The organism is Mesorhizobium sp. M7A.F.Ca.US.011.01.1.1 (assembly GCF_003998295.1).
GTDB lineage: Bacteria > Pseudomonadota > Alphaproteobacteria > Rhizobiales > Rhizobiaceae > Mesorhizobium.
The window spans coordinates 118,236-130,234 of the sequence record NZ_RZRT01000006.1 but is presented as its reverse complement, the minus strand read 5'-3'; the positions used below and the strand labels follow the sequence as shown (position 1 = coordinate 130,234).

The window sequence follows — 11,999 nt, the reverse complement described above, 5'->3', positions numbered from 1 at the left end:
AGCTACCCTGACATGCCAAATGCAGCAGAAATTCTCATCGATACGCTCGTCGCTTGGGACGTGGAGGTGGTGTTCGGCTTGCCGGGAGACGGCATAAACGGCGTCATGGAAGCGTTGCGGACGCGGCGCGACAAGATTGCCTTCGTTCAGGTCCGGCATGAAGAATCGGCTGCCTTCATGGCATGTGCGTATGCCAAGTGGACAGGTAAGCTGGGCGTGTGCCTTGCGACGTCCGGTCCCGGCGGAACACATCTTCTGACCGGCCTCTATGACGCCAAGCTCGACCAGGCTCCGGTGCTGGCGATTACGGGCATGCAGTTCCACGATCTGATCGAGACGTTCACGCAACAGGATGTCGATCTGACGCGCGTGTTCAATGATGTCTCCGTTTATAACGCCCATGTTGCCGATGCCGCGCATATGGAAAACGTCGCCAGCCTTGCCTGCCGAACCGCGCTGGTGCGCAAGGGCGTCGCTCATCTTTCGATTGCCAGCGACATCCAGGAGCAGGAGCGCGATCCGTCAAAGCGCTCCAAGCGCAATCGCCCGGCGCACACGCCGCAGGATATGTTCGCCGGTCACAGCGTACCGCTGGACGTTGAGCTCGACAAAGCCGCCGCCATTCTCAATGACGCTTCGCGGGTTGCGATCCTGGCCGGACGCGGCGCCATCGGCGCGGCCGCCGAACTCGAACACACGGCGCGCCTGCTGCAGGCGCCTGTCGCGAAGGCCTTGCTGGGCAAGGCGGTGCTGCCGGACGACCATCCTTACACCACCGGCGGGATCGGCATTCTTGGAACCCTGGCTTCGCAAGAGGCGATGGAGAGCTGTGACGCGGTGCTGATTGTCGGTTCGACCTTTCCCTATATCGAATACTACCCGCAGCCCGGGCAGGCCCGTGGCGTCCAGATCGACTGCGATGCGCAGCGGATCGGCTTGCGCTTTCCGGTCGAGGCCGGCCTTGTCGGCGACGCGGCCGAGACATTGCGCGCGCTGAACCAACGTCTGACGCAGAAGCCCTCCGATGAATTCCTGCACCGTTCCCAAGAGACCATGAGAAAATGGCGTGAGATGATGCGGCAGTCGGAAGACATGCAGGCGCAACCCTTGAAGCCACAGGCGATTGCCCGGACGTTCGGACAACGGTTGGCCGACGACACGGTGCTGGCCACGGATTCCGGTCAGAACACGGAACTGGCCGCCCGCCATGTCGATCTTCGCAGCGGCCAGGCATTTGGGGTGTCCGGATCGTTGGCGTCGATGGCTTGCGGTCTCGCCTACGCCATCGCTGCCGGCATAGCATTCCCCGGTCGCCCGATTGCCGCCATCGTCGGCGATGGCGGCTTTGCCATGCAGCTCGGCGAATTCTCGACGGCGGTGCGCTACAAGATCCCGCTGAAGGTTCTGGTGATCAAGAACAACATGCTCAATCAGATCGCCTGGGAGCAGATGATGTTTCTGGGGAATCCGCAATTCGGTTGCGAATTGCAGCCGATCGATTTTGCGATGGCGGCGGAAGCAATGGGCGCAAAGGGTTTTCGCATCGAGCGGGCCGATCAGATCGAGACGGTTCTCGACCAGGCTTTCGCCACGGAAGGCCCTGTCGTGATCGAAGCGCTGGTAGATGCCTATGAGCCGCTGATGCCGCCCAAAATGCCGGCAGACTATGCCAAGAACTTCCGCCAGGCCCTGCCGCGAACACCGGGACACGAACGCATAGAAGAAAATATCGCCCGGGAGCCGGCGAAATCGATGATGGACGCCTAGAGGCAGCGCAAGGGGGTGGGAACAGCGCGCCTCCTTGGCTTCATTCTGGATCTTTCCAGATGAACCGGTGCTCTTCCGGGTGACGGATGCGGATCATGAGCTTCGACGCGCTTTTTTCGAGCTCCATCTGCTACGGCAACGGCGCTCCGCAGGCTGGTTGGACTCTGGCGCTCCCCATCACATTGCCACTGGCGGCAATCCTTTTGCTGTATGTTGCCGGCGCCAGCCGACTGTGGCGACGGAGCGGACGCGGACGTCGCTTGCGATCACGGCAGGCCTTCCAGTTTGCTGCCGGCTGGGCCGTCCTGGCGTTCGCCCTTGTAAGCCCGATCCATACGTTGGGCGAACATGTGTTTGCGGCGCACATGATCGAGCATGAATTGCTGATGGTGGTCGCAGCGCCTCTGCTGGTTGCCTCCCGCCCGACAGCGGCGATGATGTGGGCACTGCCGGTACAGCTGCGCCAGATATTTGGAGCGGCCGGACATGCAAATACGCTTCGGGCGATCTGGGCGTTCATCAGCCGCCCTGTGGTCGCGACCGTCCTGCACGGAGCCGCGATATGGATCTGGCATGCCCCGGCGCTGTTCGAGGCTGCCCTCCAGCAGGGTTTCCTGCACTATGCCCAGCATGCGAGCTTCCTCGGCACCGGGCTTTTGTTCTGGTGGGTGCTGCTGCCTCGCCCTGGCCGCGAGCACGCTTGCGGCAATGCGGTGATGCATCTCTTCTTCACCTCGCTCCACACCGGGCTGCTCGGGGCTTTGCTCGTTGTCTCGCCAAAGCTGTGGTATCCGGCTAACGCCGCCGGCTCGGATCTGTGGGGGCTCAGCCCGCTCGAGGACCAGCAACTTGCAGGCTTGATCATGTGGATTCCCGCTGGCCTGATCTATGGCGGAGCCGCACTGCTCTTGGTCGCTTTCTGGATTCAAACGAGCAGTCGGCGGCATCAGGCTCCCCAGGAGTTGCGCATCGTCTAACCCGCACCGCTTCACGTCGGTTTTCGCCGGGCGGTGTTGCCAAGCATCCTTTTTCAGCCAGCTGCGTTATGGCCTTGGCAACGATGGTGGAGCCTTCATGGCGAGGTGCATGAGTTCGTTGGCCAGCTCTCGCAGGCGGACACGGACCGCGAATGTCGCTTGCCTTTACATGTCCAACGCAAATCCTGACTGGCATTGTTCCGGGAAAGGCCGCGCAACAGCGTTTGAGGTGGGTCAGCGCAGCGCCGATGTTGGTATTGGCAGGATGCGGCGATCGGCAGTCGGCCCTCCATGCACACGGTGCGAACGCCCGGAGAATCCTTGATCTGATCTGGTCTTTCAGCGCAGTCGCGGTGGCCACGTGGCTGCTTGTCATGCTGGTCTTGGCGGCAGCGCTTTTGCATCGCCGCCTGTCCGAGACAACGCGCCCGCCGCTCAAGATCGATTCACATCAGGAGCGCCGATTTACCCGCGCTGTCGGCAGCGCCATTGCGTTGACCGTTCTGGTGCTCGTCATGATGACGATAGCGAGTTTTTTCGCCGGCAAATCCATTGCTTCGCTGAGCGGAACGGAAACACTTGCCGTGCGGATCACGGGGCACCAATGGTGGTGGGAGGTCCGGTATGCCGGTAATGATCCCTCGCAATCGATCGTCACGGCAAATGAAATCCATGTCCCGGTTGGCGAACCGGTCAAGGTCGAACTCGATTCGCTCGATGTCATTCATAGCTTCTGGGTGCCGAACCTTGCCGGTAAGCGCGATCTCATTCCGGGCCGGCCAAGCCAGCTTACCCTCATCGCCGATAAGCCCGGCATCTATCGTGGCCAGTGTGCCGAATTCTGCGGCTATCAGCACGCCCATATGGCCATCACCGTCATCGCGGAAAGCCGCGAAGCGTTCGAAGCATGGCAATCCAGGCAAAACGCCGTCGCATCGGCGCCTGGCGACGAGGAAGAACGCCGCGGCCAACAGGCATTTCTTTCCACCGGCTGTGCGCTCTGCCATACGATAAGAGGCACGCCTGCCAGCGGAACGGTCGGACCTGATCTTACCCATCTCGCCAGCCGACGTGCACTGGCCGCGGATACGCTGGCCATGACCCCTGGTGCACTCGCCGCCTGGATTGCCGATCCACAGTCGATAAAGCCTGGCGCCAAGATGCCGCGCATTGCCCTTAGCGCCGACGATCTCAACGCGGTCGTCACCTATCTCGGAAGCCTCGAATGAGCGGCATTGCGGGAAAGCCGGCCGAGCATACACAGGAGGGCTTGAAAGGCATCCGTGACACCGGCCTCGAAGAGGTGAGACTGCGCGCTTTTCTGGCGCATGCCTGGCGAACGCCGAAAGGCTTCTACGGCTGGCTGGTCACGGTCGATCACAAGCTGATCGGACGGCGCTATATCGTGACGGCTTTCCTGTTTCTCATCCTTGCGGGTCTATCAGCGCTCGCCATGCGTTTCCAGCTTGCCCAGCCTGAGGCCGGCCACATCGGCCCCGATCTCTACAACCAGCTGTTCACCATGCATGGCACGACGATGATGTTTCTGTTCGCCGTGCCGGTGATGGAAGCTTTCGCCATTTACCTGGTGCCGCTGATGATCGGCACTCGCAATGTCGCCTTTCCGCGGCTCAATGCATTCAGCTACTGGGTCTATCTTTCCGGTGGGCTGATGATCTGGATCGCCTTCGCCTTCGAAACCGGTGCGGATGCCGGCTGGTTTTCCTACGTACCGCTCGCCGGACCCGAATATGGTATCGGCAAGCGCCCCGATTTTTGGGCGCAGATGGTGACCTACACTGAAGTGTCCGCGCTCGCGGTAGCGGTCGAGATCATCGCGACAGTGTTCAAACAACGTGCTCCCGGCATGTCGCTCGACCGCATCCCGCTCTATGTCTGGTCCGTCCTCGTTACGGCTTTCGTCATCCTGTTCGCCATGCCGGCCGTGATGGTCTCGAGTACAATGCTGATCCTGGACCGCCTGGTCGGCACGAAATTTTTCGATCCCGCAGCAGGCGGCGATGCACTGCTGTGGCAGCATCTGTTCTGGTTCTTCGGCCATCCCGAGGTCTACATCATCTTCATTCCGGCGACCGGCTTCGTCTCCGCGATCCTGCCGACCTTCGTTCGCCGCCCGATCTTTGGCTATCTCGGCATCGTCCTGTCGTTGATCTCGATCGGTTTTCTTTCCTTCGGCCTGTGGGTGCACCACATGTTTGCTACCGGCCTGCCGCAGCTCGGGGAAAGCTTCTTTACCGCTTCCTCGATGATGATCGCCATTCCGAGCGGCATTCAGATCTTCTGCTGGGTTGCGACGATCTGGGGCGGCCGGCCGATCTTCGCCACGCCCATGCTTTTCGTGCTCGGCTTCATCTTCACCTTTGTGATCGGCGGCCTGACCGGGGTCATGGTCGCCTCGGTGCCGCTCGACCTGCAGGTGCACGACACCTATTTCGTGGTTGCCCATTTCCACTATGTGCTGGTCGGGGGCGCCGTCTTCCCCCTGCTCGGCGCCGTTTATTACTGGTTTCCCAAGATCACCGGACGCATGCTGTCGGAGAGGCTCGGCCGCTGGAATTTCTGGCTCGTCTTCCTCGGGTTCAATCTCACCTTCTTCCCCATGCATATTCTCGGTCTGCAAGGCATGCCGCGCCGCGTTTATACGTATCCGCCGGCGAGCGGTTGGGGCGAGATGAACCTCTTCATCAGCCTCTCTTCACTGGTGGTGTTCGCCGGCTTTGCGCTTTTCTTCCTGAACCTCCTGCTCAGCCTTCGCAACGGCCGCATTGCCGGAGACAATCCCTGGGGCGCGAGCACGCTCGAATGGGCGACGACGTCGCCGCCGCCCTCCTACGATTTTTCGCGGCTGCCCGTGGTAACTCACCGCGAACCGCTTTGGGCCGAGCCCGATACGCTTCCCGTGGTCGAGGGTCTGCGTGTCGACGCACGCGAGGTGCTCGCCGGCACGGTCGCCGATGCGGTGCCGCAACTAAGGGTGCCATCGGCTGACAACTCGATCTGGCCGCTGCTGTCGGCCATTGCGGTGGGCGGCGCATTTCTCGGTTCGATATACACGCCTTGGGCGGTGGTCTGGGGAGCGATCCCGGTTTCGATCGGCTTCATCTGTTGGTTCTGGCCGAAAGGCGAGCCGGAGGACGAGGAATGAGGCACCGTCCCGTCGCCGACGTCAGCCACCTGCCCACATATGATTTCGGGTCGGCGAGCCCGATGTGGTGGGGAACCCTTGCCTTCATTGCTCTCGAGGCAACAGGTTTTGCCTTGGCGATAGGCACCTACTTCTATCTGGCTGTGCTGGCCCGGCATTGGCCCATCGGAGCCCCGGCGCCAGATTTGCTGCCGGGCACGGCAGTGTTGATTATTCTGGTTGCGAGCGTCGTGCCCAACCACCTGATCGAGTTTTGGGCGCGTCGCCAGGACCTCGCGAAAGTTCGCCTTGGCATGGTCGTCATGTCGATCGTCGGGATTCTTCCGCTGATCGTTCGCATCTGGGAATTTCCGGCTCTGCGGATTTCCTGGGATCAGAACGCTTACGGATCGATCGTCTGGTTCCTGCTTGGACTGCATACGACGCATCTTCTTACCGATGTCGGCGACACGATCGTCCTGGCGGTTCTCATGTTCACGCAAAAAGGCAAGGCGGGCCGCCGCTTCAGCGACGTCTCGGACAATGCGTTCTACTGGGACTTCGTCGTCGTCTCATGGGTCGTGCTCTATCTTGTTATTTATTGGGTTCCGAGGATGTGAGATGCAGGCGATCCGTACCGGCGTTTCCTGGGCAGGCCTGGTCAGCGGGCCAGTTGCGTGGGCGATAGCCCTGCAGCTCGATTACTCCATTGCATCCTGGCAGTGCCATGCCGGCTTTCGTCCCACCGCCTTGTTCTCATTGATAGGCGCCGCTGTCGCCCTGGCAGGCACGCTGCTGTCGTGGCACGCCGTTCATGACCGCGGACATGGTACGATCCCGCCGCGGAGGGCGCGCACGCGTGCGTTCCTTGCCAGGACTTCGGTGGGCATCGGGGCGCTGTTCACGCTCATCTTGCTGGCGCAAGTGGTGGCAGGGCTGATCTTCAGCGGGTGCGAACTGTGACGACGCCAAAGACGCGGAGATTGGCCATCCACCGCCGGTACGCGCTTTGGCCTGCCACGGGCATTCCATTCCCAGCCGTCATTTCTCGGGCGGTCGTACTCGTCTTGGCATCGTTGGCGCTTTGCACCGAGCTGCGGGCGAGCGAAATCCAGAGGGGTGAATATCTCACGCGAGCGGCCGACTGCATCGGCTGCCACACGTCCAATCCGAGCCGCCCCTTCGCTGGAGGCTATCGCGTGCCGACACCGTTCGGCGATGTATACTCGACCAACATCACACCAGATCTCGAAACGGGCATCGGACGCTATTCCGCGGACGAGTTCGTGCGAGCTGTCCAGAAAGGTATCAGGCGCGACGGAGCCGATCTCTACCCCGCCATGCCCTATGACAGCTTCGCCGCAATGAGCCGCGAGGACGTGCTTGCGATTCGGGCCTATCTCCTTGCGCAGCCGCCGATTTCCCAGCCGCGGCCGCGAAACATTCTGCCTTTTCCATTCAACCAGCGCTGGACGGTTGCGCTGTGGAAGCTCGCGAATCTCCAAACCGGCAGTTTCACGCCTGATCGGAGCCGGACCGCCGCATGGAACAGGGGAGCCTACCTTGTCGAGGTGCTCGGCCACTGCGGTGCCTGCCACACGCCAAGGAATGCGACGTTCGGCATGGATGAAGACCACAAGCTTGCCGGCGGCACCGCCGGCATCTGGCACGCCTTCAACATCACCAGCGACAAGATCGCAGGCGTCGGCGGCTGGAGCAACGAAGAGCTGTCTCGATTTCTCAAAACCGGCGCCGTGCCCGGGAAGGCCTACGCGGGCGGGCCGATGGCGGAAACGGTCATGAACAGCCTACAGCATCTTTCCGACGACGACATCCAGGCTATTGTCGCCTATCTCAGGGACGTGCCCACCCAACCGGGAGACGAGAAGCAGCCGCGTTTCTCATGGGGTAACGCGGCCGCGGCCGACGGCGATGCTGGAACCGAGGGGATGACGCAAGGCAGCGGGACCGCAACCGGCGATGATCTCTATCGATCGCTCTGTTCGACGTGCCATGGGGCGAACGGAGGCGGATCGCCCGACGGATACTATCCGTCCTTGACCGGCAACAGCACCCCCGGCGCGGCCACGCCCGAGGATGTCGTCATGACCATCCTTGAAGGCGTCAAAGCTGGTGACGTGGCCGGGCGTCAATCGATGGCGGCCTTCGGCGGCTGGCTGGACGATGGCCAGGTGGCAGCTCTTGCAAATTACGTCACCGCGCGGTTCGGAAATCCCGACCTCAGCGTCACCGCGGCCGATGTACGCCAGATGCGGGCAGGAACGACAACCAGCCAGACAATCATGATTCTGGCAGCTCAATCACTTGTAGCGGGCGCCGCCGTGTTGATGCTTGGCCTGCTGCTTTTGCTGGCAAGACGCCTGCGCCGTGGGATGAGTTGAGCGCGCCTCATGTTCTTGCATAGAGATAGGCGGTAATGTCGCGCGCCTCTTGAGGCGACAGATTTGTATTGGGCATGGCCGTCTTCGGGTCTACGTCCCGCGCCCTGCTGATCCAGCGCATCATCGCATCCGGGGTGGCTCGCGACGCCCCGATATATCCTCTTTCGACAACGCCTTGCAGGGACGGACCGACGGTGCCATGGGCGCCGGGCACCCCCGGGATTTCGTGACATCCCCCACAGCCGTTGCGGATCATTGCCGGGACGGCCCGTTCAGGGTCGCCGCCGATGGCCTGCACAATGGGGGTTTGTCGCAGACTGTTGCTGCGAACCGATCCACTGGCAAAGGCGGTAAAACCGATGACGACAGCCGCCGATGCTCCTGCCAACCACAAGGATTGGGGCGACGCTTGCTTGGCGGCCTGCCGGTTCATCTACGCTTACTACTCTCAGCGCTCAATGCGCTGCCGGATTCTGCCGAAGCATTGTTCCGGCAGCGGATTGAGGAGCCAGCTCATTTATTGCAGTTCTGCACATTCGATGTTGTCGTGCCGGTCGCGGTGTTGTTGTCGATATCGTTGCCTGCCGCATCTTTGCAGCGGTCAGTCATGCCACCTGATTTCGTTGTCGAATTTGTCGAATTCGTAGTGCTGGGATCGGAAGGATTCACGGACGTTCCAGAGCCGGTGCCGCTGTTGCCCCCGGTGTTTCCAGACGTAGCGCCGGTGCCGTTGTTCGAGCCGGTGCCAGTGTTGGAGCCGGAACCGTTCGACTGCGCCATTGCCGATGTAGCCAATGTAAGCGCGAGCGCAGCGGCGGAGAGAAGTTTGACAATCATGGTGGATCTCCTGGTTGGATGTACCGCCACCAAACCAATCTTTTCCTGATATGTTCCCGGCGAAATCGTGTTCAGCAAAATTCTTGTGAAACGGGTTTCCGTACCGATACTGCAGACCGGCAGAAGTGGTTGGCCGCGCGCCGGCGGTCGACATAGGTGCGTCACTGGCGCCGTCCGGTCGCTGGAGCAGCGCTAGCCGCATGCCCTCGCCGGAAGCCTGTATAGTTGCTCACTGGCCGCTGCCGGCGTCCCCGACCAACGCCCGATCATCCCCGGATCGGATCGGAGACAGCTCCAATCATCGCCATGAAAGTCATACCAACGGGCCGAACACGAATGTAGCCAGTAGAACAAGAAAAATCACAGCGATAACTGCGATCGCCCACATGACAATTCTTCTTGTCCCCCGTTGCTCTTGCTTGCGAGAGATATTTTCTGCCACAATACGAAATCCTTGCTGCAAAATTCAGCTAACGACAAGGCTCAGCGCCTGCATGGTCCTGCCGGACTGTTGGGCCGCGTCCTGGAATTGGCCACAGCCGGGGCTCACATGCCTACCAACCCTGCCGCCCGTACCAATCATCGATATCGCGCCGCACACGGTCTTTTTCGAGGCCGTAACGCTCCTGGATCTTGCCTTCGAGTTGATCGCGCTTGCCTGCGATGCGGTCAAGGTCGTCATCGGTGAGTTTACCCCACTGCTCCTTGACCTTGCCTTTCACCTGTTTCCAGTTTCCTTCTACGCGGTTCCAGTCCATGACACCGTTCTCCTTCGGTTTGAAAACGTCTAACCTCGGAGAGCAAACGCAAATCAACGACGGATGTTCCTGGAACTCGACAGCAAGGCGCTTGTCTTGCTCTCACAGGCCGCGATCCATTCCTTTACGCTCAGTCTGCGTCATCAATTGAGGTCGAGCGGAATTCGGGTGGTGGAGATGGCTCCGCCAATTGTCGATACCGGTCTCGTTGGCAGCACCCGCAGCGGAGGAACAGCCAACCGTATGATGGTCAGTCCGGACGAATTCGCCACCGAGGCGCTGCGCATTCGAAGCGGACAAGGACGAGGTGCTTGTCGGTATTTTGGCCGATACGCGCCGGATGGGCGAAGCTTTGTTCGAGCGGATGAACAATCACTCCTGAGCCATTATGGGATCGCCGTCGCGGTTGCGGCAATCCGCTGGTTGCCGTGCGTCCCTCAAGGTTTTGTCAGCTATGTCCCCGGGGTCGGACACAGACTGGATGGTAGGCCCCGGAAGGTCAACGTTTTCTACAAAATCAATACGTTGTGGCTGATCCCACTCCTGCAAGGCGGGCAAATCATGGACTGGAGCGGCGGCCGCATTTTGTAAGAATCCGGGCGTTGGCAGCTTTGCCAGCTAAGCAGCGACGCCACCTAAATAGGCGCTGATAACTGCTTCATTGCTCGCGAGATCGCTGCCTGGTCCCTCAAGAACAACGCGTCCGGCCTTGAGAACGTAGCCGTAGTCGGCGAATTTTAAGGCGACTTTGCTATTCTGCTCCACAAGCAGGATGGTCACGCCTTCACGATTGAGGCGCTGCACAATGTTCATGACTTCCTTGATCAGTTGCGGCGCCAGACCCATGGAAGGCTCGTCGAGCAACAGCACCTTGGGCGCGGCCATGAGGGCTCTGCCGATCGCCAGCATCTGCTGCTCACCGCCCGAGAGGTTCCTTGCATCGCCATTCTGCCGGCGCGCCAGGATGGGGAAGAGCTCAAAAACATGGTCCAGCCGTCGCCGGCGCTCGACGTCGTCGGCAAGCGTGAAAGAGCCGAGGTCAAGGTTCTCCTTGATCGTCATGTCGCCGAAAATACGCCTTCCCTCCGGGACGTGGACGAGCCCGCGATGCGGCAGGCGATGGGCAGGGACTTTGGTTATGTCCTCGCCCAGGAAGCGGACACATCCGGAGGATCCGGCAAGAAGGCCGGACAGCGTGCGCAGGGTGGTGCTCTTGCCCGCACCATTCGCGCCAAGCAGGGCGACGATCTGGCCGCGTTTGACCGAAAGGCTGACACCATGAAGGGCTTCGATGCCGTCATAGCGCGCGACGATGCGGTCCGCGGAAAGAACGATTTCGGCGTCCATCAGTCCTCCGTACCGAGATAGGCTTCGATGACCCTGGGGTCTTTTCGCACGGCCTCCGGCGGTCCGTCGGCGATCTTCTGCCCATAGTCGAACACCACGATCTTCTCCGACACTTGCATGACCAGGCCCATATCGTGCTCGATCAGCAGGACGGTGACACCGGTTTCGTCACGGATGCGGCGGATCAGGTGCACAAGGTCCAGCTTCTCGCGCTCGTTCAGGCCGGCGGCGGGCTCGTCCAGCAGGATGAGCTCGGGCGCCGACGCCAGGGCTCTTGCGAGTTCGAGCCGCCGTTGATCGCCATAGGAAAGACCACCGGCACGGCGATGCGCATGCTGCTCGATGCCGACAAAATCGAGCCAGCGCATGCCAGCCGCGCGGATCGTCTCCTCCTCGCGCCGCTGTGCCGGCAAGTGCAGGATCGCCGACATGATGCCGTGGCGGCTGCGGCAATGCTGGCCGGACATGGCGTTTTCCAGAACGGTCATTTCCTTGAACAGCCGGATGTTCTGGAACGTGCGGGCGAGGCCCAGCGCGGTGATGCGATGCGGCGGCAAGCCGGTGATTGGCCGGCCGCCCAGACTGATCGAGCCGCCCTTCGGCTTGTAGAAGCCGGTCAGGCAATTGAAGAGTGATGTCTTGCCGGCCCCGTTCGGCCCGATAAGACTGTTGATGGCGCCTTTCTCAACTGAGAACGAAATGTCGTGAAGGACTTTCAGTCCTCCGAAACTGAGGCGCAGATCGCGGACTTCCAGCAGCGCCATGG

General features: G+C 61.1%; 13 protein-coding genes. 8 read left to right on the top strand and 5 right to left on the bottom strand.

The window, feature by feature from the left end; all coding sequences use genetic code 11:
• The first annotated feature begins 12 nt into the window (after window positions 1–12).
• The 7 genes from EOA13_RS10580 (at window position 13) to EOA13_RS10550 (ending at window position 8,291) form a co-directional block, all read left to right on the top strand.
• Entirely contained in the window at window positions 13–1,767 is a 1,755-nt protein-coding gene (locus tag EOA13_RS10580; RefSeq protein ID WP_127292166.1) for a thiamine pyrophosphate-dependent enzyme, read from the top strand.
• A 95-nt stretch (window positions 1,768–1,862) separates the two neighbouring features.
• The gene (locus EOA13_RS10575) at window positions 1,863–2,744 is read left to right on the top strand and encodes a cytochrome c oxidase assembly protein (RefSeq protein ID WP_127292164.1); all 882 of its coding nucleotides are present in this window, start codon (window positions 1,863–1,865) and stop codon (window positions 2,742–2,744) included.
• 248 nt (window positions 2,745–2,992) lie between these two features.
• Window positions 2,993–3,973, top strand: coding sequence for a cytochrome c oxidase subunit II (coxB, locus tag EOA13_RS10570; RefSeq protein WP_164780045.1), 981 nt, complete (start codon window positions 2,993–2,995; stop codon window positions 3,971–3,973).
• Window positions 3,970–5,910 carry a cytochrome c oxidase subunit I gene (gene ctaD / locus EOA13_RS10565; protein WP_127292159.1) on the top strand — a complete coding sequence of 647 codons (1,941 nt, stop codon included), beginning with the start codon at window positions 3,970–3,972 and terminating at the stop codon, window positions 5,908–5,910. Before coxB ends, ctaD begins: the two co-directional genes overlap by 4 nt.
• Complete coding sequence (locus tag EOA13_RS10560; protein WP_127292376.1) at window positions 5,907–6,509, top strand: cytochrome c oxidase subunit 3; 603 nt, start codon at window positions 5,907–5,909, stop codon at window positions 6,507–6,509. Before ctaD ends, EOA13_RS10560 begins: the two co-directional genes overlap by 4 nt.
• 1 nt (window position 6,510) lies before the next feature.
• The gene (locus EOA13_RS10555) at window positions 6,511–6,852 is read left to right on the top strand and encodes a hypothetical protein (RefSeq protein WP_127292157.1); all 342 of its coding nucleotides are present in this window, start codon (window positions 6,511–6,513) and stop codon (window positions 6,850–6,852) included.
• 401 nt (window positions 6,853–7,253) lie between these two features.
• Entirely contained in the window at window positions 7,254–8,291 is a 1,038-nt protein-coding gene (locus EOA13_RS10550; RefSeq protein WP_164780044.1) for a cytochrome c, read from the top strand.
• A 7-nt stretch (window positions 8,292–8,298) separates the two neighbouring features.
• Here EOA13_RS10550 and EOA13_RS10545 read toward each other — a convergent pair whose 3' ends face one another.
• The 3 genes from EOA13_RS10545 to EOA13_RS10535 form a co-directional block, all read right to left on the bottom strand.
• Entirely contained in the window at window positions 8,299–8,724 is a 426-nt protein-coding gene (locus EOA13_RS10545) for a c-type cytochrome (RefSeq protein WP_127292151.1), read from the bottom strand.
• 80 nt (window positions 8,725–8,804) lie between these two features.
• The gene (locus EOA13_RS10540; protein WP_127292148.1) at window positions 8,805–9,128 is read right to left on the bottom strand and encodes a hypothetical protein; all 324 of its coding nucleotides are present in this window, start codon (window positions 9,126–9,128) and stop codon (window positions 8,805–8,807) included.
• Between the two features lie 554 nt (window positions 9,129–9,682).
• Entirely contained in the window at window positions 9,683–9,886 is a 204-nt protein-coding gene (locus tag EOA13_RS10535; RefSeq protein ID WP_023809505.1) for a CsbD family protein, read from the bottom strand.
• Window positions 9,887–9,949: 63 nt separating this feature from the next.
• Here EOA13_RS10535 and EOA13_RS38615 point away from each other — a divergent pair, with 63 nt between their 5' ends.
• On the top strand, window positions 9,950–10,477 hold the full coding sequence (locus EOA13_RS38615) for a hypothetical protein (RefSeq protein WP_245490345.1): 528 nt from the start codon (window positions 9,950–9,952) through the stop codon (window positions 10,475–10,477).
• Window positions 10,478–10,504: 27 nt separating this feature from the next.
• Here the strand turns inward: EOA13_RS38615 and EOA13_RS10525 are convergent, their stop codons facing one another.
• Complete coding sequence (locus tag EOA13_RS10525; RefSeq protein WP_127292146.1) at window positions 10,505–11,233, bottom strand: ABC transporter ATP-binding protein; 729 nt, start codon at window positions 11,231–11,233, stop codon at window positions 10,505–10,507.
• Window positions 11,233–11,997 (bottom strand): ABC transporter ATP-binding protein, encoded by a 765-nt coding sequence (locus EOA13_RS10520; RefSeq protein ID WP_023809508.1) that lies wholly within the window; start codon window positions 11,995–11,997, stop codon window positions 11,233–11,235. Before EOA13_RS10520 ends, EOA13_RS10525 begins: the two co-directional genes overlap by 1 nt.
• Window positions 11,998–11,999 lie beyond the last annotated feature (2 nt).

Coding starts and splice junctions, on each gene's coding strand:
- EOA13_RS10580 (WP_127292166.1), top strand. CDS start 13: ATGCCAAATGCAGCAGAAATTCTCATCGATACGCTCGTCGCTTGGGAC.
- EOA13_RS10575 (WP_127292164.1), top strand. CDS start 1,863: ATGAGCTTCGACGCGCTTTTTTCGAGCTCCATCTGCTACGGCAACGGC.
- coxB (WP_164780045.1), top strand. CDS start 2,993: ATGTTGGTATTGGCAGGATGCGGCGATCGGCAGTCGGCCCTCCATGCA.
- ctaD (WP_127292159.1), top strand. CDS start 3,970: ATGAGCGGCATTGCGGGAAAGCCGGCCGAGCATACACAGGAGGGCTTG.
- EOA13_RS10560 (WP_127292376.1), top strand. CDS start 5,907: ATGAGGCACCGTCCCGTCGCCGACGTCAGCCACCTGCCCACATATGAT.
- EOA13_RS10555 (WP_127292157.1), top strand. CDS start 6,511: ATGCAGGCGATCCGTACCGGCGTTTCCTGGGCAGGCCTGGTCAGCGGG.
- EOA13_RS10550 (WP_164780044.1), top strand. CDS start 7,254: ATGAGCCGCGAGGACGTGCTTGCGATTCGGGCCTATCTCCTTGCGCAG.
- EOA13_RS10545 (WP_127292151.1), bottom strand. CDS start 8,724: ATGAACCGGCAGGCCGCCAAGCAAGCGTCGCCCCAATCCTTGTGGTTG.
- EOA13_RS10540 (WP_127292148.1), bottom strand. CDS start 9,128: ATGATTGTCAAACTTCTCTCCGCCGCTGCGCTCGCGCTTACATTGGCT.
- EOA13_RS10535 (WP_023809505.1), bottom strand. CDS start 9,886: ATGGACTGGAACCGCGTAGAAGGAAACTGGAAACAGGTGAAAGGCAAG.
- EOA13_RS38615 (WP_245490345.1), top strand. CDS start 9,950: ATGTTCCTGGAACTCGACAGCAAGGCGCTTGTCTTGCTCTCACAGGCC.
- EOA13_RS10525 (WP_127292146.1), bottom strand. CDS start 11,233: ATGGACGCCGAAATCGTTCTTTCCGCGGACCGCATCGTCGCGCGCTAT.
- EOA13_RS10520 (WP_023809508.1), bottom strand. CDS start 11,997: ATGGCGCTGCTGGAAGTCCGCGATCTGCGCCTCAGTTTCGGAGGACTG.